At 66.2% G+C, this 20,872-nt stretch carries 19 protein-coding genes; 14 read left to right on the forward strand and 5 right to left on the reverse strand.

Going from position 1 to position 20,872, the window contains the following annotated elements; translation table 11 throughout:
• The first annotated feature begins 30 nt into the window (after window positions 1-30).
• The gene (locus ACV22W_RS11020) at window positions 31-453 is read left to right on the forward strand and encodes a hypothetical protein (protein WP_448019120.1); all 423 of its coding nucleotides are present in this window, start codon (window positions 31-33) and stop codon (window positions 451-453) included.
• A gap of 51 nt (window positions 454-504) precedes the next feature.
• Here the strand turns inward: ACV22W_RS11020 and ACV22W_RS11025 are convergent, their stop codons facing one another.
• Together ACV22W_RS11025 and nodI are read right to left on the reverse strand one after the other, a co-directional pair.
• Complete coding sequence (locus tag ACV22W_RS11025) at window positions 505-1,338, reverse strand: ABC transporter permease (protein WP_448019122.1); 834 nt, start codon at window positions 1,336-1,338, stop codon at window positions 505-507.
• 6 nt (window positions 1,339-1,344) lie between these two features.
• On the reverse strand, window positions 1,345-2,259 hold the full coding sequence (nodI, locus tag ACV22W_RS11030) for a nodulation factor ABC transporter ATP-binding protein NodI (protein WP_448019123.1): 915 nt from the start codon (window positions 2,257-2,259) through the stop codon (window positions 1,345-1,347).
• A gap of 327 nt (window positions 2,260-2,586) precedes the next feature.
• Between nodI and ACV22W_RS11035 the strand changes: the two genes are divergently transcribed.
• A complete protein-coding gene (locus ACV22W_RS11035) occupies window positions 2,587-3,084 on the forward strand; it encodes a universal stress protein (RefSeq protein WP_044843612.1) in 498 nt (165 codons plus the stop codon).
• 76 nt (window positions 3,085-3,160) lie between these two features.
• Here the strand turns inward: ACV22W_RS11035 and ACV22W_RS11040 are convergent, their stop codons facing one another.
• The 3 genes from ACV22W_RS11040 to lexA are packed head-to-tail and all read right to left on the reverse strand — an operon-like array spanning window position 3,161 to window position 4,901.
• On the reverse strand, window positions 3,161-3,859 hold the full coding sequence (locus ACV22W_RS11040; protein ID WP_448019124.1) for a DUF2939 domain-containing protein: 699 nt from the start codon (window positions 3,857-3,859) through the stop codon (window positions 3,161-3,163).
• Between the two features lie 29 nt (window positions 3,860-3,888).
• Complete coding sequence (locus ACV22W_RS11045; protein WP_124906104.1) at window positions 3,889-4,227, reverse strand: hypothetical protein; 339 nt, start codon at window positions 4,225-4,227, stop codon at window positions 3,889-3,891.
• Window positions 4,228-4,253: 26 nt separating this feature from the next.
• A complete protein-coding gene (gene lexA, locus ACV22W_RS11050; RefSeq protein WP_006754655.1) occupies window positions 4,254-4,901 on the reverse strand; it encodes a transcriptional repressor LexA in 648 nt (215 codons plus the stop codon).
• 264 nt (window positions 4,902-5,165) lie between these two features.
• Between lexA and ACV22W_RS11055 the strand changes: the two genes are divergently transcribed.
• From ACV22W_RS11055 to ACV22W_RS11110, 12 genes are all read left to right on the forward strand, one after another.
• Window positions 5,166-6,203: a sulfate ABC transporter substrate-binding protein gene (locus tag ACV22W_RS11055; protein WP_448019125.1), complete on the forward strand. Its 1,038-nt coding sequence runs from the start codon at window positions 5,166-5,168 to the stop codon at window positions 6,201-6,203.
• A 136-nt stretch (window positions 6,204-6,339) separates the two neighbouring features.
• Window positions 6,340-7,236 carry a sulfate ABC transporter permease subunit CysT gene (gene cysT, locus ACV22W_RS11060; protein WP_448019127.1) on the forward strand — a complete coding sequence of 299 codons (897 nt, stop codon included), beginning with the start codon at window positions 6,340-6,342 and terminating at the stop codon, window positions 7,234-7,236.
• Window positions 7,233-8,180 (forward strand): sulfate ABC transporter permease subunit CysW, encoded by a 948-nt coding sequence (gene cysW, locus ACV22W_RS11065; RefSeq protein ID WP_448019128.1) that lies wholly within the window; start codon window positions 7,233-7,235, stop codon window positions 8,178-8,180. Before cysT ends, cysW begins: the two co-directional genes overlap by 4 nt.
• 13 nt (window positions 8,181-8,193) lie before the next feature.
• The gene (locus tag ACV22W_RS11070) at window positions 8,194-9,252 is read left to right on the forward strand and encodes a sulfate/molybdate ABC transporter ATP-binding protein (protein ID WP_448019130.1); all 1,059 of its coding nucleotides are present in this window, start codon (window positions 8,194-8,196) and stop codon (window positions 9,250-9,252) included.
• A gap of 80 nt (window positions 9,253-9,332) precedes the next feature.
• Entirely contained in the window at window positions 9,333-10,259 is a 927-nt protein-coding gene (locus ACV22W_RS11075; RefSeq protein ID WP_448019131.1) for a CysB family HTH-type transcriptional regulator, read from the forward strand.
• A gap of 364 nt (window positions 10,260-10,623) precedes the next feature.
• On the forward strand, window positions 10,624-11,574 hold the full coding sequence (locus tag ACV22W_RS11080) for a sugar ABC transporter substrate-binding protein (protein WP_059818165.1): 951 nt from the start codon (window positions 10,624-10,626) through the stop codon (window positions 11,572-11,574).
• A 139-nt stretch (window positions 11,575-11,713) separates the two neighbouring features.
• Window positions 11,714-13,327: a sugar ABC transporter ATP-binding protein gene (locus tag ACV22W_RS11085; RefSeq protein ID WP_448019132.1), complete on the forward strand. Its 1,614-nt coding sequence runs from the start codon at window positions 11,714-11,716 to the stop codon at window positions 13,325-13,327.
• Window positions 13,324-14,343 carry an ABC transporter permease gene (locus ACV22W_RS11090; RefSeq protein WP_063549327.1) on the forward strand — a complete coding sequence of 340 codons (1,020 nt, stop codon included), beginning with the start codon at window positions 13,324-13,326 and terminating at the stop codon, window positions 14,341-14,343. The genes ACV22W_RS11085 and ACV22W_RS11090 overlap by 4 nt, the downstream gene beginning before the upstream one ends.
• Before the next feature lie 38 nt (window positions 14,344-14,381).
• Window positions 14,382-15,413 (forward strand): LacI family DNA-binding transcriptional regulator, encoded by a 1,032-nt coding sequence (locus ACV22W_RS11095; RefSeq protein WP_448019133.1) that lies wholly within the window; start codon window positions 14,382-14,384, stop codon window positions 15,411-15,413.
• On the forward strand, window positions 15,410-16,339 hold the full coding sequence (rbsK, locus tag ACV22W_RS11100) for a ribokinase (protein ID WP_448019135.1): 930 nt from the start codon (window positions 15,410-15,412) through the stop codon (window positions 16,337-16,339). The genes ACV22W_RS11095 and rbsK overlap by 4 nt, the downstream gene beginning before the upstream one ends.
• Before the next feature lie 274 nt (window positions 16,340-16,613).
• Window positions 16,614-18,374, forward strand: coding sequence for a methyl-accepting chemotaxis protein (locus tag ACV22W_RS11105; RefSeq protein ID WP_448019137.1), 1,761 nt, complete (start codon window positions 16,614-16,616; stop codon window positions 18,372-18,374).
• Window positions 18,375-18,881: 507 nt separating this feature from the next.
• On the forward strand, window positions 18,882-20,804 hold the full coding sequence (locus ACV22W_RS11110; RefSeq protein ID WP_059606682.1) for a PrkA family serine protein kinase: 1,923 nt from the start codon (window positions 18,882-18,884) through the stop codon (window positions 20,802-20,804).
• Window positions 20,805-20,872: the final 68 nt, after the last annotated feature.

A 20,872-nucleotide genomic window follows, 5' to 3' on the forward strand; every position in this document is an offset into this window, starting at 1 on the left:
GCCCTTTACAAGAAGCAAACAGGAAAACGCATGACCCAACCGAAGATTCATCCTCGACTCGAAAAGGCGCTGACGCGCGGCGATCTCGCGATCCGCCAGGCCAATTCCGCGCGGGCGACTGCCGTGCTGAACGCACTCGGCACGATGATCATCGAAGCCTCCGCCACGATCGGGGTCGAGGCCAGCATCGACATTCCGCAGGGCGACCGCATTTACGATCCGGTGAACGGCCTGTGGCCGCAGAAAATGCTGGTGTCGTTCGACGGTCCGGTCGCCGAGGCCGACGCGGAAGAGCTGCGCGCGGTCTATCTCATCGCCGACGATCCGGGTACGCAGTTCCGTGTCGAATGGCATCGCGCGGACGGCAAGCTCGGTCGCCAGGAAGGCGGCCCGCTGGCAACCGTCGCATTCCTGACCGACGTCGAGATTCCGTGGAGCGACGACGACGAGTAACGTCGTCGCCATTTCATCGCAGCATCGCGCGGGCGCCGTGCGCGCCGGCCGTCAGCGCATCATCCGCCGCCGGAACAGCCACGCGGAGACCACGAATCCGCCGATCGCATAGCCGGCGAGCACCGCGAGATGCAGGCCGACGTCCGTCGCCGGCCGGCCGAGCATCGCGGGGCGGATCAGTTCGACCGCATTCGCGAGGGGCAGCATGTGCGCCGCATGCTGCGCGACCGGCGGCAACTGCGTGATCGGGAAGAACACGCCCGACAGCAGCAGCATCGGCGTCAGCACGAGCGTCTGATAGAACATGAAGAAGTCGTAGGACGGCGCGAGCGCGGTGACGATCATCGCCGTGCTCGCGAACGCGAGGCCGGCGAGTGCGATCACGGGCAGCGCCGCGAGCATCGACGGAAACCGCGCATAGCCGAGCAGGCCCGCGACGAGCATGATCGCGACGCCGGAGAGCAGCGCCTTGCTCGCCCCCCAGACAATCTCCCCGAGCACGATGTCGCCCAGCGCGAGCGGCGTGTGCATGATCGCTTCCCAGGTGCGCTGCACGTGCATTCGCGAGAAGCCCGAATACATCGATTCGAAGCTCGCGGACATCATCACGCTCGAACCGACCGTGCCGGCCGCGAGGAACGCGATATACGACACGCCGTCGACGTGGCCGAGCATCAGGCCGAGCCCGAACCCCAGCCCGAACAGGTAGATCATCGGATCGGCGAGATTGCCGAACAGCGAGGCGAGCGCGAGCTTGCGCCACACGAGGTAGTTGCGTCGCCAGACGGCAATCCAGTTGGTGGCATTCGCGGGCAGCGCGATCGCGAAGCGTGATTCGCGTGGCGGTGCGGACGGCGCGGCGGCGGAATAGTTGCGTACGTCCATGATCGATCAGTCCTGCATTTCGCGGCCCGTGAGCCGCAGGAACACGTCCTCCAGATTGGCCGGACGATGCAGATAACGCAATCCCGTGCGACCCTTGAGTCGGGCACTGAGCGGCTCGGGATCGGTCACGTAGCAGAACAGCGTCTCACCGCTGATCTCGGTGTGCTTCGCGAACGGCGCCAGTTCGTCGCGCAGCGCGATCGGCTCCGGCCCGTAGATCTCGATCACGTCGCAGCCGATCTCCGATTCGATCAGCGCGTGCGGCGCGCCTTCGGCGATCTTGCGGCCTTCCTCGATCACGCACAGCCGGTCGCACAGGCGCTCGGCTTCCTCCATGAAATGCGTGGTGATCAGGATCGTCTTGCCGCGCGCGAGCAGCGACCGCAACCGCTCCCACATCAGGTGCCGCGCCTGCGGATCGAGGCCCGTCGTCGGCTCGTCGAGCACCAGCACGTCGGGATCGTTGACGAGCGCGCGTGCGAGCGTCAGACGGCGCTTCATGCCGCCCGACAATTCGCCAACCTTCGCATCCGCCTTGTTTTCCAGCTTCGCGAATTCGAGCAACGGTTGCACGAGCGCGCGTGCGGCGTGTGCCGACATTCCGAAATAGCGGCTGAACACGAGCAGGTTCTCGCGGACCGTAAAGTCGGGGTCGAGGTTGTCGAACTGCGGGACGACGCCGACGCGCTGGCGCGCATGCCGCGCGCGTGACGGAACCGGCTCGCCGCAGAGTGAAATGGTGCCGGCGTCGGGATACGCGAGGCCAAGCAACATCTTCAGCGTCGTGGTCTTGCCGGCACCGTTCGGCCCGAGCAGGCCATAGCATTCGCCGGCCTGCACGTGGAAGGACAGGTCGTCGACGACAAGCTTGTCGCCATAGCGCTTTTCGACGTTCCGGAAATCGATCGGTGCAACGGACATGGGCAGGTTGTCGTTGTATGCGGACGCGGCCGCGTTTCGCGGCCGGTCGGACGGGCACACCGGCTGGCGAACGGATCGGATGAATGCGTGTCACATGGGCATGACCGAGGCGAACGCACGTCGACGGCACGAACGGGCCATTCTAGTGCATCGGCGGCGTCTCTTCAGGGCGGGCCCGCGCGGCACGGTGCATGCGCGCACGGATCGTGCACCGCATCATCGCCGACGCGCGCCGCGTGGCGAATCAGCGTTTTCCATCCCTTGCGTCCGGAATTGCGGCGCACCATGATGAGTGCATAGGGTACGGAGTCGCGACAGGGAGGTTTCATGGCTAGCTACAACAAGATTCTGCTGTGCTACGACGGTACGCTCGAAGGACGCAAGGCACTGCGGTGCGGCGCCAATCTCGCGCTGGACCTGAAGGCGGAAACGCATTTGTTGTCGGTCGTCGACATGCGCTCGAGCATCGCGCAAAGCGCAGGGCTGCTGACCGATGTCGCGTGCGGCCGCTTCGAGGAAACCGCACGCGAAATCCTGCAGGAAGGCGTGAACTGGCTGCGCGAGCGCGGCGTTCAGGCGGAAGGCCATTTCGCATTCGGCTATCCGATCGACGAAATCGCGAATCTCGCGACGGAATTGAAGGCCGACCTCGTCGTCGTCGGCCATCGGTGCCGCAGCGGGTTGTCGAGATGGTGGATGGGCTCGGGCAACACGCAACTGCTCGATCGCGTGAACTGCAGCATCCTGGTCGCGTGTTCGTCGGCGGAAGAGCAAAAGGCCGAGATCGCTCGCGAACGCGAAGCGGCCACTGCGAGCGGCAAGTGAGCCGATGATCGTAAGGCCGGCCGGGTCGCATCGCGATTCGTGCCGGTTTTGCGGCATCTACACCGATTGCCGCCGCTCAGGCGTGAAGGTTGATCGCTGACAACTTCCACGAGAACAAGCCAAAGCGGTGGAAGATTGCCGCATAGCGCGTGCCGTCGGCGCTGCGCTGGTAAGTCACGGCAAATTCATCAATATTCCGGTAGCCGGCGCTCGTTTGCTGCGGATGGCCCGCCTCGCCCGGGCTGCCAGGTGCGGATGCGTTGGCTGGCGCAGTTGCGGCCGAGGCGGTGACATTGCTAGCTGGTACAGGGGCGCTGGCCGGATTGACAGGCGGCGAGGCTGGTGCGTTGCCAGTTGCAGCGTCTGACGGCGGACCCGACCACTCGGGCGGCCGTTCACCCGGATTGCCGCGCGGGGGAATGCCGCTCATCAGTGCCGCTACACCTTCCGGTGTCGCATAGGCATCGACCAGCGGGCCGATCAACGCAGATCCGATCAGTGCGCCAATCACCGCGAACGGATTGTCCTTCTTCACTGCGTCGATCCGGCGCATCAACTCTTCCGTGACCTGCTGCTTCAGGCTGATGCGCAGCGACGGAAAATCGACATACTCGCTGACCGCTTGCGCATCGCGCGCGTCGATCGCCGATTTCAGGCGACCGAGCGCGACGTACGGCGATGCGTACGCGTAACCGATCGCCATCAGGACGGCGATGGCCAGCACGACGATCAGCAATGGTTTGAGCCGCCATGCGCGGCCCGATGATCCAGTCACGATGCCTCCGGTGCGGACAGGTTCCGCAATCACAGACCGCCGTGCGTGGCCGATCGTTCCTCTGCGATGCAGCGATCGATCATCCGGCACACGGCATCGATCGTCCCGACCATGATCAGGCGCGACCGACCGTGATAGACGCGCACGGGCGCTCGGCGCGCCGGCTCTGCGTGATTCAGGCCACCATTCAGCGAGACCCGCGCGAACGCGGGAAGGGCTGACGGCAGCAGCGACGCCTGCCGTTCAACTGCGACTTCTTGGCTCACCACGGGCGCCGCGGCGGACAGCGGCGCGCAGGGCGTGCGGCCGCGCAGGTGACGCAGGCGGCCGAATTGACGGAAAGGCAGCAGACGGGAAAGGCGTTCCATGATGTTCTCCTCAGCGAGACCGATTGTCAGAGTTCGCCCGAGCGGATCAGCCCGACGGCGATGCCTTCCAGCGCGAATTCCGCGCTGCCGGCCTTGACGAAGATGTTTTCGTAATCCGGGTTCTCCGCGATCAGCTCGAGGCCGCCGGGCCGGCGCATCAGGCGCTTGACCGTGACGTCGTCGCCGAGGCGCGCGACGATGATCTGGCCGTCCTTCGCTTCCGTGCGCTTCTGCACGGCGAGGAGGTCACCGTCGAGAATGCCGGCGTCGCGCATCGACAGGCCGCGCACCTTCAGCAGGTAATCGGGCTTGCTGGTGAACAGCGCGGGATCGCACGCGTAATGTTGGGAGATGTGCTCTTGCGCGAGGATCGGGCTACCGGCCGCTACGCGGCCGACGAGCGGCAGCGACAGTTGCATCAGGCCGGCGTGCGGCAACGTGAACTGGTGCGGCGCGTCGTCGATGCCGAGCAGGCGGATGCCGCGCGACGCGCCGGCGGCCAGCTCGATCACGCCCTTGCGCGCCAGCGCACGAAGGTGTTCCTCGGCCGCATTCGGCGAGCTGAAACCCAGCTCTGCCGCAATCTCGGCGCGCGTGGGAGGGAAACCGGAGCGCTCGATCGCGCGGCGGATCAAGTCGAATACTTGCTGCTGACGGGCGGTGAGTTTGGTCATGGCTGAACTGTATGGATAGACAGTGAGCTGTATTTTTATACAGTACTTCGCGAATTTCAAGTGTTACTTGAGGTTCGCTGCGATCGCGGCGGTTCCGACGCGATTTCGCGACGCCCGGACGCCGGTTCGTCCGCCGCAACCGTCCATCCCGTCTGCGTTAGCACTTTTGAGTATTAAAAAATGAAGAACGATTATTTTTAATCATGTAAGCCGTTCGCTAGACTGGCCCGACATCGCAATACCGACAACACTGGAGAACCAAGGATGGCGAAGCGCAATACGGGGCTGGTGGGCGGAGTGGGCCGCCTGATCGCAACACTCGCGCTGGGCGCGGCGGCGGCGCTGGGCGTGGCGACGCACGCCCAGGCCGATACGACCTTCCTGAACGTGTCCTACGACCCGACGCGCGAGCTGTATCAGGACTTCAACCAGGCGTTCGGCAAGGAGTGGAAGGCGAAGACGGGCGAGACGGTCAACTTCAAGCAGTCGCACGGCGGCTCGGGCGCGCAGGCGCGCTCGGTGCTCGACGGCCTGCAGGCCGACGTCGTGACGCTGGCGCTCGCCTACGACATCGACGCGCTCGCCAACAAGGGCCTCGTCAACAAGGACTGGCAGAAGCGCCTGCCGGACAACGCATCGCCGTACACGTCGACGATCGTGTTCCTGGTGCGCAAGGGCAACCCGAAAGGGATCAAGGACTGGGACGATCTCACCAGGCCGGGCATCTCGATCGTCACGCCGAACCCGAAGACGTCGGGCGGCGCGCGCTGGAACTACCTGGCCGCATGGGCATATGCCGTTCACAAGCCGGGCGGCAACGAGCAGAGCGCGAAGGAATTCGTGACGAAGCTCTACAAGAACGCGGGCGTGCTCGACTCGGGCGCGCGTGGCGCGACGACGAGCTTCGTGCAGCGCGGGATCGGCGACGTGCTGATCGCATGGGAAAACGAAGCGTTCCTGTCGATCAAGGAATTCGGCACCGACAAGTTCGAGATCGTCGTGCCGTCGGTGAGCATCCTGGCCGAACCGCCCGTCGCGGTCGTCGACAAGGTGGTCGACAAGAAGGGCACGCGCAAGCTGGCCGAGGCGTACCTGAATTTCCTGTACAGCCCGCGGGGCCAGGAAATCGCGGCGCGCAATTACTACCGCCCGCGTTCGAAGAACGTGCCGGCGGAGCTGACGAAACAGTTTCCGAAGCTGAAGCTGTACACGGTCGACGACACCTTCGGCGGCTGGACGAATGCGCAGAAGACGCATTTTGCGGACGGCGGCGTGTTCGATTCGATCTACAAGCCGCAGTAACGCACGCAGCACCATAACGACAGCGGCGCGCCACGATAGTGCGCCGCATCCCCGGCGGGCCGCCGGCGCGAGAGCACGCTCCGCGTCGGCGTTTGCGCCGGACCCATGAGCAGCAACGACCCAGCAAGAGCATCCGATGACGACGTACACCTTTCGCAAGCCGAGCGCGCTGCCCGGTTTCGGCGTGACGCTCGGCATCACGGTGGCCTATTTGAGCCTCGTGGTGCTGATTCCGCTCGCCGCCACGTTCCTGAAGACCGCGACGCTGTCGTGGGACCAGTTCGTCACCGCCGTCGCGTCGCCGCGCGTGCTCGCGTCGTACCGGCTGACGTTCTCCGCCGCGCTCGGCGGCGCATTGATCAACGCCGTGTTCGGCTTTCTCGTCGCGTGGGTGCTGGTGCGCTACACGTTCCCGTTCAAGCGCCTCGTCGACGCGATCGTCGATCTGCCGTTCGCGCTGCCGACGTCGGTCGCCGGCATCTCGCTCGCGGCCGTCTATGCGACCAACGGCTGGGTCGGCCAATATCTCGCGCCGTTCGGCATCAAGATCGCGTTCACGCCGGTCGGCGTGCTGGTGGCGCTGACCTTCATCGGGCTGCCGTTCGTCGTGCGCACCGTGCAGCCGGTGCTCGAGGATTTCGAGCGCGAGCAGGAAGAGGCCGCCGCGTGCCTCGGCGCATCGCGCTGGCTGACGTTCCGCCGCGTCGTGCTGCCGGCCGTGCTGCCGGCGTTGCTCACCGGCTTCGCGCTCGCGTTCGCGCGCGCGCTCGGCGAGTACGGCTCGGTCATCTTCATCGCGGGCAACGTGCCGATGAAATCCGAGATCACGTCGCTGCTGATCATCACGAAGCTCGAACAGTACGACTATGCGGGCGCGACCGCGCTGGCGGTCGTGATGCTGGTCGTGTCGTTCCTGATGCTGCTGTTGATCAACTCGCTGCAGTGGTATCTGCAGCGCCGCACGAGCAAGGGCGCGAGCGGCCCCGCGCCGGCGACCGTCACCGTTGCCGCAGCAGCAGGAGGCCAGCGATGACCCAGGAGTCCAGCGCCGTGCTGAACGACCCGTCCGTCGCGCCCGTGCGCGCCGCGAAGCAGCTCGACCCCGTCAGCGAGCCGCGCGCCGTGCGCTGGCTGCTGATCGGCGTCGCGCTGACGTTCCTTGCATTCTTCCTCGTCGTGCCGCTCGCCGCGGTGTTCTTCGAGGCGCTGCGCAAGGGCGTCGGCTTCTATCTCGAATCGCTCGCCGATCCCGACGCATGGTCGGCAATCAAGCTGACGTTGACCGTCGCCGTGATCGCGGTGCCGTTGAACCTCGTGTTCGGCGTGTGCGCATCGTGGGCGATCGCGAAGTTCGAATTCCGCGGCAAGGCCTTGCTGACCACGCTGATCGACCTGCCGTTCTCCGTGTCGCCGGTGATCTCGGGCCTCGTCTACGTGCTGCTGTTCGGCGCGCAGGGCTGGCTCGGGCCGTGGCTGCAGGACCACGACGTGCAGATCATCTTCGCGGTGCCGGGCATCGTGCTCGCGACGATCTTCGTCACGTTTCCGTTCGTCGCGCGCGAGCTGATTCCGCTGATGCAGGCGCAGGGCACCGACGAGGAAGAGGCCGCGCGCGTGCTCGGCGCATCGGGCTGGCAGATCTTCCGGCGCGTGACGCTGCCGAACGTGAAGTGGGGCCTGCTGTACGGCGTGATCCTGTGCAATGCGCGTGCGATGGGCGAGTTCGGTGCGGTGTCGGTCGTGTCCGGCCACATCCGCGGCGTGACCGACACGATGCCGCTGCACGTCGAGATCCTGTACAACGAATACAACTTCGCGGCGGCGTTCGCGGTGGCGTCGGTGCTGGCGCTGCTCGCGCTCGTCACGCTCGCGCTGAAGCTGCTCGCCGAACGTCACCTCGCTGCCGAACTGGCCGGCGCACGCGACGACGTTCCCGCTCATGCCGGCCCCGTCGCCGCCATTTCGTCGAAATCGTAAAGAGGCAACCAGAATGGGTATCACCGTCCGTCACCTTCAGAAGCGCTTCGGCGATTTCACCGCGCTCGACAACGTGTCGCTCGACTTCCCGCCGGGCGAGCTCGTCGCGCTGCTCGGGCCGTCGGGCTGCGGCAAGACCACGCTGCTGCGCGTGATCGCGGGCCTCGAGCACGCGGATGCCGGCCAGGTCGTGCTGCAGGGGCTCGACGTCGCGTCGGTCGGCGCGCGCGATCGCCAGGTCGGCTTCGTGTTCCAGCATTACGCGCTGTTCCGCCACATGACCGTGTTCGAGAACGTCGCGTTCGGGCTGCGCGTGAAGCCGCGCCGCGAACGGCCGTCGGAAGCCGTGATCCGCGACAAGGTGCACGAGCTGCTGAAGCTCGTGCAGCTCGACTGGCTCGCGCAGCGCTACCCGTCCGAGCTGTCGGGCGGCCAGCGCCAGCGGATCGCGCTGGCCCGCGCGCTCGCGGTCGAACCGAAGGTGCTGCTGCTCGACGAGCCGTTCGGCGCGCTCGACGCGAAGGTGCGCAAGGAACTGCGTGGCTGGTTGCGGCGCCTGCACGACGACCTGCACATCTCGACGATCTTCGTCACGCACGACCAGGAAGAGGCGCTGGAAGTGGCCGACCGGATCGTCGTGCTGAACCGCGGCCACGTGGAGCAGGTCGGCAGCCCGCAGGACGTCTACGACCATCCTCAAAGCGCATTCGTCTACGAGTTTCTCGGCGCGGCGAACCGGCTGCCGGGCACGGTCGCCGGGCGCGGCTTCGTCGCCGAGGGGGCGGCTGCCCCGATCGCGGTCGACGCCGATTTCGCGGGCCCCGCGAATGCGTACGTGCGACCGCACGACCTGCAGCTGTGGCCAGCCGTCGACGGCCATCGCGACGGCATCGCCGTCGACGTGCGCCGCGTGATCCCGCTCGGCGGCTCGGTGCGCGTCGAGCTCGAGGCCCGCACGGGCGGCGCACTCGAAGCGGAACTCGACCGCGACGCGTGGCGCGCGCTCGCGCTGCAGGTCGGCGACGGCGCGACGGCCGTGCCGCGCGCGGTCCGCGTATTTCCCGCACACTGACGCCCGAGCCCGGTAAAGAGAAGAGGGCGGATACCGCTCCGGATCGACATTCGAACAACGACAGCCCAAGAGGCATACCCATGAATTTTCAGCAATTGCGTTTCGTGCGCGAAGCCGTGCGCCAGAACATGAACCTGACGGAAGTCGCGAACGTGCTGTACACGTCGCAGTCGGGCGTGTCGAAGCAGATCAAGGATCTCGAGGATGAACTGGGCGTGGACATCTTCATCCGGCGCGGCAAGCGGCTCACGGGGCTCACGGAGCCCGGCAAGGCCGTGCACCAGCTGATCGAGCGGATGCTGCTCGACGCGGAAAACCTGCGCCGGGTCGCGCGCCAGTTCGCGGACCAGGACAGCGGCCACCTCGTCGTCGCGACGACGCACACGCAGGCGCGCTACGCGCTGCCGAAGGTGATCCGCCAGTTCACCGACGTGTTCCCGAAGGTGCATCTCGCGCTGCGACAGGGCAGCCCGCAGCAGATCGCGCAGATGATCCTGAACGGCGAAGCCGATCTCGGCATCTCGACCGAGGCGCTCGACCGCTATCCGGACATCGTCACGTTCCCGTGCTATTCGTGGCACCACACGGTCGTCGTGCCGAAGGGGCATCCGCTCGTCGGCCGCGAGAACCTGACGCTCGACGAAATCGCCGAATACCCGATCATCACGTACGACCAGGACTTCACGGGCCGCTCGCACATCGACCAGGCATTCGCGCAGGCCGGCGCCGTGCCCGACGTCGTGCTGACCGCGATCGACGCGGACGTGATCAAAACTTATGTCGAGCTCGGGATGGGGATCGGCGTCGTCGCGGCGATGGCCTTCGATCCGCAGCGCGACACCGGGCTCGTCGCGCTCGACACGCAGCACCTGTTCGAGGCGAGCACGACGCGCGTCGGGCTGCGCAAGGGCGCGTTCCTGCGCGCATATGCATACCGGCTGATCGAGATGTTCGCGCCGCACCTGAACGAAGCCGAAATCGCCGGTCAGCTGCGCGAAGCGGTCTGATCACCGAGCACATGATGTTTCGGGGGCGCGGCAGGCGCCCGCCGGACGACCGCGACGACGCACCCCGTGTAATGCGCCGCAATCGGTGCGGGCAACCGCGCGCTCCGAACAAACCCTTAAATATTGATCTGACGGGTTGCGCGTCGACCCGAAACGGTACAGCATAGCCTTCACTCCGCCGGCGTCCCCGCCGGCGGTGGCGCGTCGACGACAGCACGCGCCAGGCAGTCGGCCGTCTGCCTCGCTTCCATTTCGTTGTTCCGACAAGCAGCATCGATGGCCAATGCCCGGGTAGTGTGGCGCAAACGTTTGCTCACATTAAAACAACAGTCCGGCCCTTTGGGCCAGTCGCCAGGAGATGTGTATGAATGTCCGCTTTCGCCGTCGCTTCCTGACCGCCGCGCTTGCAGCCGTCGCGGTCGTTGCCGCACCGGTCGTCCATGCCCAATCGGCAGGCAAGCCGAAGGTCGCGCTCGTGATGAAGTCGCTCGCCAACGAGTTCTTCCTGACGATGGAAAACGGCGCGAAGGAATACCAGAAGCACAACGCAGGCCAGTTCGACCTGATCACGAACGGTATCAAGGACGAGACCGACACGGCGAACCAGATCCGCATCGTGGAGCAGATGATCGTGTCGAAGGTCGATGCGATCGTGCTCGCGCCGGCCGATTCGAAGGCGCTGGTGCCGGTCGTGAAGAAGGCGGTCGACGCGGGCATCATCGTCGTGAACATCGACAACCGGCTCGATCCCGACGTGCTGAAGTCGAAGAACCTGAACGTGCCGTTCGTCGGCCCCGACAACCGCAAGGGCGCGCGCAAGATCGGCGACTACCTCGCGAAACGGCTGAAGGCGGGTGATCAGGTCGGCATCATCGAAGGCGTGTCGACGACGACCAATGCGCAGCAGCGCACGGCCGGCTTCCAGGATGCGATGAAGGCGGGCGGGATGAAGGTCGTGTCGGTGCAGTCGGGCGAATGGGAGATCGACAAGGGCAATGCGGTCGCGTCCGCGATGCTGAACGAGTATCCGAACCTGCGGGCACTGCTGTGCGGCAACGACAACATGGCGATCGGCGCCGTGTCGGCCGTGCGGGCGGCGGGCAAGCAGGGCAAGGTGCTCGTGGTCGGCTACGACAACATCAACGCGATCAAGCCGATGCTGAAGGACGGGCGCGTGATCGCGACCGCCGACCAGTACGCGGCGAAGCAGGCCGTGTTCGGCATCGACACGGCGCTCAAGGCGATCGCGGAGCATCGCAAGCAGGCCGACATGACCGGCGTGGTCGAGACGCCGGTGGATCTCGTGACGAAGTAACGCCGCGCCGCCACTGCCGCCGCGCTCAAGAATCCGGGCCGGCGGCCGTTATCCGGAGTGAGCGCGATCACGGCCACTGCAAGCACTTGTGAGCGTCATACCCGCGCGCCGCGTGCGCGCGGCCGCAACCAGGATCGCGATGGAACCGACCTTCCAACCCTCCCGTTCAGCTGTTCCCGTGCTGTCCGTCTCCGGCGTGGGCAAGACCTACGCCGAACCCGTGCTCGCCGACGTCACGCTGACGCTCGCGCCGGGTGAGGCGCTCGCGCTGACGGGCGAGAACGGCGCAGGAAAGAGCACGTTGTCGAAGATCATCGGCGGGCTCGTCGACCCGACGACCGGCACGATGCAGCTCGGCGGCCAGGCCTATGCGCCGGCGAGCCGCACGCAGGCCGAGGCGCTCGGCGTGCGCATGGTGATGCAGGAGCTGAACCTGCTGCCGACGCTGACGGTTGCCGAAAACCTGTTTCTGAACCGTCTGCCGCGGCGCTTCGGCATCATCGATCGCGCGCGGCTGCGCGACGATGCGCGTGCCGCGATGGCACAGGTCGGGCTCGACGCGGTCGACCCTGATACGCCGGTCGGCGCGCTCGGCATCGGCCACCAGCAGATGGTCGAGATCGCGCGCAACCTGATCGGCGACTGCCGCGTGCTGATCCTCGACGAACCGACCGCGATGCTGACCGCGCGCGAGGTAGAACTGCTGTTCGAGCAGATCGACCGGTTGAAGGCGCGCGGCGTGGCGATCGTCTACATCTCGCACCGGCTCGAGGAGCTCGCGCGCGTCGCCGAGCGCGTCGCCGTGCTGCGCGACGGCCGTCTCGTGCATGTCGGCGACATGGCCGCGACGACGTCCGACGGGCTCGTCACGCTGATGGTCGGTCGCGAGCTCGGCGAGCACATCGATCTCGGCGCGCGCCATATCGGCGCGCCGCGACTCGTCGTATCGGGCATGACGCGTGGCACGGCCGTGCAGGACGTGTCGCTCGAAGTGCGCGCGGGCGAGATCTTCGGCATCTCCGGGCTGATCGGCGCGGGGCGCACCGAGCTGCTGCGGCTGATCTACGGCGCGGATACGCCGGACGCCGGGATGGTCGCGGTCGGCGATCCGCTGAAACCGGCGCACATCGGCTCGCCCGTCGACGCGGTGAAGCACGGCATCGCACTGATCACCGAGGACCGCAAGGGTGAAGGGCTGCTGCTGTCGCAATCGGTCACGTCGAACGTGTCGCTCGGCCAGCTCGACCGGCTCGCGCGCGGCGGCATCGTCGATACGACGCGCGAGACGACGCTCGCCGAGCGGCAGATCGACGCGTTGCGGATCCGCACGCACGGCGCCGCGCAGGCGGTCGGCGAACTGTCGGGCGGCAACCAGCAGAAGGTCGTGATCGGCCGTTGGCTCGCGCGCGACATGGGCGTGCTGCTGTTCGACGAACCGACCCGCGGGATCGACGTCGGCGCCAAGTTCGAGATCTACACGTTGATGGGCGCGCTCGCGCGCGAGGGCCGTGCGCTGGTGGTCGTATCGAGCGACCTGCGCGAGCTGATGTTGATCTGCGACCGGATCGGCGTGATGTCGGCCGGCCGCATGACCGCCGTGTTCGAACGCGGCAACTGGACCCAGGATGCACTGCTGGCCGCGGCGTTCGCCGGCTTCGGCCGCGAAGCGCTGCCGGACGGCATGCGGCAGCCGGATGCGGAAGGCGCGCCGCGCGCGACTTCCGGCACTTCCACCACAGGACAACAGCAATGACCCAGCCTCCCGTATCCCCGAGCGACGCAGGCGCGCAGCAGACAGTGACGGGGCGCCGCGCGCGCACGCTGTCCGGCACACGGCTCGGCGTATCGAACTATCTCGGGCTCGCCGGCGCGCTCGCCGCGATGATCGCGCTCTTCTCGGCGCTGAGTTCGCATTTCCTGACCTACGATACGTTCAGCACGATCGCGAACCAGATCCCCGATCTCGTCGTGATGTCGGTCGGGATGACCTTCGTGCTGATCATCGCAGGCATCGACCTGTCGGTCGGCTCGGTGCTCGCGCTGGCCGCGTCGATGGTCAGCGTGGCCGCGCTGAAATGGCAGTGGGGGCCGCTGCCGGCCGCGCTGATCGGGATCGCGGTCGCGACCGCGACGGGCTCGCTGACGGGCGCGATCACGGTCGGGTGGCGGATTCCGTCGTTCATCGTGTCGCTCGGCGTGCTCGAGGCCGCGCGCGGCGTCGCGTACCAACTGACGAATTCCCGCACGGCCTACATTGGCGACGCGTTCGATTTCCTGTCGAATCCGATCGCGCTCGGCATCTCGCCGGCGTTCCTGATCGCGGTCGCGGTGATGGTCGCGGCACAGTTCGTCCTCACGCGCACCGTATTCGGACGCTATCTCGTCGGGATCGGCACGAACGAAGAGGCGGTACGGCTTGCCGGGGTTAACCCGCGTCCGTATAAAATCCTCGTATTCGCATTGATGGGCGCGCTCGCGGGGCTCGCGTCGCTGTTCCAGATCTCGCGGCTCGAGGCCGCCGATCCGAACGCGGGCGCGGGCGTCGAGCTGCAGGTGATCGCAGCCGTCGTGATCGGCGGCACGAGCCTGATGGGCGGGCGCGGTTCGGTGATCAGCACGTTCTTCGGCGTGTTGATCATCTCCGTGCTGGCCGCGGGGCTGGCGCAGATCGGTGCGAACGAGCCGACCAAACGGATCATCACCGGGGCGGTGATCGTTGTCGCGGTCGTGCTCGACACGTATCGCAGCCGGCGCGCGCGCGCGCGGTAGAACTACTACACGGAAAGCAGACCAGAGAGAAACGGGAAATGGCGACGATCAAGGATGTGGCAGCCATGGCGGGCGTGTCGTTTACGACCGTCTCGCATGTGGTGAACAATTCGCGGCCGGTGTCCGCGGATGTGCGCGCGAAGGTCGAGGGTGCGATCCGCGAACTGAATTACGTGCCATCGGCCGTGGCGCGCTCGCTGAAGGCGCGCTCGACGGCGACCATCGGCCTCGTCGTGCCGAACAGCACGAATCCGTACTTCGCGGAGCTTGCGCGCGGCATCGAGGACCAATGCGCGGCCAACGGCTATTGCGTGTTCTTCTGCAACTCGGACGACGATCCCGTGAAGCAGCGCAACTACCTGCGCGTGCTGCAGGAAAAGCGCATCGACGGGCTGATCGTCGCGTCGGCCGGCGAAGACGCGGTGCTCGCGCAGACGCTTGCGGACGCGCATGCGCCGCTCGTCGTCGTCGACCGCAACATCGAGGGGCTCGCGGCCGATCTCGTGCAGATCGACCATGAACGCGGCGCCTACCTGGCGACGCGCCACCTGCTCGAACTCGGGCACGCGAAGATCGGCTGCATCACCGGGCCGACCGACACGGCCGTCAGCGCGATGCGTGTGCACGGTTTCATCCGAGCGATGGCCGAGCGCGGGATCGACATCGTGCCGGGCGCGATCGCGGAGAGCGATTTTTCGTGCCTCGGCGGTTATCACGCGGCATCGCGGCTGTTCGAGTCGGTGCATCCCAGCGCGATTTTCGCGGGCAACGACCTGATGGGCGTCGGCGCGCTGCGCGCGGCGGCCGAGCGCGGCATGCGCGTGCCGGACGACTGCTCGATCATCGGCTTCGACGACATCGAATTCTCCCGCTACACGTATCCCGCGCTGTCGACGGTTGGCCAGTCGGTGCGCGCGCTCGGCGAAATGGCCGCGCAAACGCTGATCGAGCGGATCGGCGGCGGTTCGACGGCCGCGCCGAGCCGACGTCGCGTCGTGTCGCCGCGCCTCGTGCTGCGCGAATCGACGGCGGTTTACCGCGAGCCGGCCGCGCCGGGCGGTCGCCCATGACGGCGCGTGCGGCGGGCGCCGGCCGCGTGACGGTGGTCGGCAGCCTCAACATGGATCTCGTCGTACGGGCGCCGCGACTGCCGCTGCCGGGCGAAACGCTTGCCGGCCATGCGTATGCGCAGGCCGCGGGCGGCAAGGGCGGCAACCAGGCCGTCGCGGCGGCGCGGCTCGGCGCGCAGGTCGTGATGATCGGCTGCGTCGGCGCGGATGCGCACGGTACAGCGCTGCGGGCCGGCCTCGAGGCCGAGGGCATCGACTGCTCGCGGCTCGCGACGAGCGCGACGGCGTCGACCGGTGTCGCGTTGATCGTCGTCGACGACGCGAGCCAGAACGCGATCGTGATCGTCGCGGGCGGCAACGGCGAAGTGACGACCGATACGGTGGCACGGCACGAGGCCGCGCTCGCCGCGACCGACGTGCTGATCTGCCAGCTCGAGACACCGCCGGACGCCGTGTTCGCGGCGCTTTCGGCCGGGCGGCGGCTCGGCCGCACCGTCGTGCTGAATCCGGCGCCGGCCGTGGCGCCGCTGCCGGACGGCTGGTTGCCGCTGGTCGATTACCTGATCCCGAACGAAGTGGAGGCGGCCGCGCTGACCGGGCTGCCGGTGCGCAATCCGGCCGAGGCGGAAGCCGCGGCGCGTGCGCTGCACGCGGCTGGCGCGCGCAACGTGCTGATCACGCTCGGCGCGCGCGGCGTGTTCGCGCTGACGGCTGACGGCTCGGCACGCCATTTTCCGGCACCCGTCGTCAAGGCGGTCGACACGACCGCGGCCGGCGATACCTTCATCGGCGGTTTTGCCGCGCGGCTCGCGGCAGGCGAGGCCATCGACACGGCCATCCGCTTCGCGCAGCGCGCGGCGGCATTGTCGGTCACGCGTGCAGGTGCGCAGCCGTCGATTCCCACCCTCGCCGAACTGGCCGAATAGGCCGGATCGCGCATCTCAGCCGGCGCGTGCGCCACGCGGGCGCCGGTCATCTTCCTCGATTGCCCGATCGCGATACTTGCCGCGCGCTTTCGCGAGGCGACCGCGATGCTTCGACCCTATTGTTCAGAAATTCGTAATGAACTAACGAATTGATGAAAAAATTGGCGTAAACACCATCAAGCTGCGCAACATCCGGTCGTAAATACATCAGGACGAAACACTGTTTCGAAAAACGGGCCTTGCCCGTTCATGACGACGCAATACAGGAAGAATGATGGTGACCGGAAACCTGACAATACGTGCACGCATCGGTTTGACGATGGCGTTTCTCGCGGTACTGCTGGGAGTGATCGGCGTGCTGGGCGTGTACGGAATGACGCGTTCGAACGATGCGACGCGCGAGATTTTCACGAACCAGATGCCGAGCGCGGTCGACGTGGCTGCCGCCGAAATGTACGCGGCGCGCGAGCGCCTGGCGCTCGATCGCGCCGCGCTGCTGGCGGGGACGCCCGAATCGGCTGCCGCGGTGGAACGTAGCCGCGCGATGCGCGCGCAGTCCGATACGTGGTGGAAAAAGTACCTCGCGCTGCCGCGCGATGCGGAGGAGGACCGACTCGCGCAGGACGTCGCCGTGAAGCGGCAGGCGCTACAGCGCAGTTGCGACACGTTCGGAAGCGTTGTCGCGACCGGCGACCACGACCGGATCGGCGACGGCGCCAAGCAACTCCAGGTGCTTTACAACGATCTCGCGGTAGCGAGCGAGTCGCTGCGCAATTTCCAGTTCAATGCCGCACAGACGAGCTTCGATCATTCGGAATCGACGTTCGACACGCTGCGCGTGCTGTCGATCGTCCTGCTGGCGGCTGGTCTGGTTGCCGCGGTGCTGTCGTGGTTGACGCTCAGCCGTGCGATCGGCCGTCCGCTCGCGGACGTGCTCGCGCATTTCGACGCGATCGCCGCGGGCGACCTGCGCCGCTCGATCGTGGTGCATCGGCGCGACGAAATGGGCCAGCTTCTCGACGGTCTGGCGAAGATGCAGCGCGGGCTGGTCGACACGGTGCGCACCGTGCGCGGCGGCAGCGAGTCGATCGCGACCGCGGCCCGCCAGATCGCCGCCGGCAACATCGACCTTTCGTCGCGCACGGAAGAACAGGCGTCCGCGTTGCAGGAAACCGCGTCGAGCATGGAGCAGCTGACCGGCACCGTGAAGCAGAACGCGGACAATGCGCGCCAGGCAAGCTCGCTGGCCGCGAACGCGTCGGAGATTGCAAACAAGGGGAATACGGTGGTCGGCCAGGTGGTCGGCACGATGGGCGAGATCAACGACAGTTCGGCGAAGATCGCGGACATCATCGCGATCATCGAGGGAATCGCGTTCCAGACCAACATCCTGGCGCTTAACGCGGCCGTCGAAGCCGCGCGCGCCGGCGAGGAAGGCCGCGGCTTCGCGGTCGTCGCGGGCGAGGTGCGCAGCCTCGCGCAGCGTTCGTCGAGCGCGGCCAAGGAGATCAAGGCCCTGATCGACGCGTCGGTGGAGCGCATCCGGACGGGCTCGACGCTGGTCGATGAAGCCGGCCGCACCATGAACGACGTGATCGGTGCGGTGCAGCGCGTGACGGACATCATGGGCGAGATCGCAGCGGCCTCCGAGGAGCAGAGCGGCGGCATCGACCAGGTCGCGCGCGCGGTCGCGCAGATGGACGAGGTCACGCAGCAGAACGCCGCGCTCGTCGAGGAGGCGGCGGCGGCCGCGCAATCGCTCGACGAGCAGGCCGCGCGCCTGCGCGAAACGGCGTCCGTGTTCCGGATCGACGACGACGCGGCGGCGCCGGCAGCCGCCGTTGCGCGTCAGGCGCCGCGCGCGGTGGCGGCTCCCGCTGTCGTGCCGGTTTCGCCGCCCGCACCGTCCGCGGTGCGCAACGAGCGCGACGCTGCGCCGAAGCGCGCGGCACCGACTCGCAAGCCGGCCGCCGCGGCCGCTGCACCCGCACCGGTGGGTGCGTCTGCCGGCGTCGACGACTGGGAAACGTTCTGAGGCGCGCGCCGCCCATCTATCCCCATTTGGCAGCACACGACGCCCGCGACATGCGGGCGTCGTCGTTTCGGCGATCGATGAAATGTGACAGCGTGCGTGAACGTGCGTGCGTCGCCACGCGTTGCATGTGCGCAGCCGTGCTACGGGTATCTCCGGACGATGCGAAAAAAATTTGTAACGGTGCGCGCAGCGTGTCGTCGAAAACGTCTGCTCGAACGTCTAGGGATGAAGGGGAGAGTGAAGGGTGCGGCGACGGCGGCGGAGGCATCCAACGCACGAGACGTTCCGATGCTCGACGAGACGCGGCGGACGTAGTTTCTGCGGCTCGGGAGATCGATTGTAAAGCGTCGAAATGCGTTGTCCAAGCGGTGTTGTCGAGAATGACGAACTTCATACGAAGAGTTCGTGAAAAAAAATAAGAAAGGGTTTAGGATGAATTCGAACGCGCTTGCTTCTGCGCAGTCATAGAAGGCAGGCACGTCTTCAGACTCAGGCGAGGGAGGTAGCATGGATATTTACAGCAGCTTCGCGAACCGCTTCGAAAAAACGCGAGAGGAAGAGTTCTCGCTGGAGGAGTACCTCGCGCTCTGCAAGAACGATCCGTCAGCGTACGCCACGGCCGGCGAACGCATGCTGGCTGCAATCGGGGAACCGGAACAAGTCGATACCCGCAACGACCCGCGCCTGTCGCGGATCTTCGCGAACAAGGTTATCAAGGTCTATCCCGCGTTCCGTGAGTTCTACGGAATGGAGGAAGTGATCGAGCAGGTGGTCGCGTACTTCCGCCACGCTGCGCAAGGGCTCGAAGAAAAGAAGCAGATCCTCTACCTGCTCGGGCCGGTGGGCGGCGGCAAGTCGTCGATCGCCGAGCGCCTGAAGCAACTGATGGAGCGCGTGCCGTTCTATGCGCTGAAGGGTTCGCCCGTCAACGAATCGCCACTCGGGCTGTTCGACTACGACGAGGACGGCCCGATCCTCGAAGAGCAATACGGCATTCCGCGCCGCTACCTGAAGAGCATCCTGAGTCCGTGGGCCGTCAAGCGCCTGCACGAATACAACGGTGACATCCGCCAGTTCCGGGTGGTGCGCCGCTATCCGTCGATCCTTCGGCAGATCGGCATCGCGAAGACGGAACCTGGCGACGAAAACAACCAGGACATCTCGTCGCTCGTCGGCAAGGTCGACATCCGCAAGCTCGAACAGTACGCGCAGGACGATGCCGATGCGTACAGCTACTCGGGCGGCCTGTGCCTGGCGAACCAGGGGCTGCTTGAATTCGTCGAAATGTTCAAGGCGCCGATCAAGGTGCTGCATCCGCTCCTGACCGCGACGCAGGAAGGCAACTTCAAGGGCACCGAAGGATTCGGCGCGATTCCGTTCGACGGCGTGATCCTCGCGCACTCGAACGAGTCGGAGTGGAAAGCCTTCCGCAACAACCGCAACAACGAGGCACTGCTCGACCGGATCTTCGTCGTGAAGGTGCCGTACTGCCTGCGCGTGTCGGAAGAGACGAAGATCTACGAGAAGCTGATCCGCAATTCGTCGCTGGCCGAAGCCGTGTGCGCGCCGGGCACGCTGAAGATGATGTCGCAGTTCTCGGTGCTGTCGCGCCTGCACGAGCCGGAGAATTCGAGCCTGTTCTCGAAGATGCAGGTGTATGACGGCGAAAACCTGAAGGACACCGATCCGAAGGCGAAGTCGTACCAGGAGTATCGCGATTACGCCGGCGTGGACGAAGGAATGACGGGTGTGTCGACACGCTTCGCGTTCAAGATCCTGTCGCGCGTGTTCAACTTCGATTCGAGCGAAGTCGCGGCGAACCCCGTGCATCTGATGTACGTGCTCGAACAGCAGATCGAACGCGAGCAGTTCCCGCCGGAGACCGAGCAGAAATACCTGTCGTTCGTGAAGGACGTGCTCGCGTCGCGCTACGCGGACTTCATCGGCAAGGAGATCCAGACGGCTTACCTCGAATCGTATTCGGAGTACGGGCAGAACATCTTCGACCGCTACGTCACGTATGCGGACTTCTGGATCCAGGATCAGGAATTCCGCGATCACGACACGGGCGAGAGCTTCGACCGCGCCGCGCTGAATGCGGAACTGGAGAAGATCGAGAAGCCGGCCGGGATCAGCAATCCGAAGGATTATCGCAACGAGATCGTGAACTTCGTGTTGCGCGCGCGGGCGGCGAACGCCGGGAAGAACCCGGTGTGGACGAGCTACGAGAAGTTGCGCGTCGTGATCGAGAAGAAGATGTTCTCGAATACCGAGGAACTGTTGCCGGTCATTTCGTTCAACGCGAAGGGGTCGGCGGAGGAGCAACGCAAGCATGAGGACTTTGTGAACCGGATGGTCGCGAAGGGCTATACGCCGAAGCAGGTGAGGCTGCTTTGCGACTGGTACCTGCGCGTGCGCAAGTCGTCATGACGCGCGCGGTACCGCGCCCGTACGGCGAGTCCGTACGGGCACCTTCAGAGGCGCCGCCCGCATGACGG

The organism is Burkholderia sp. AW49-1 (assembly GCF_053427845.1).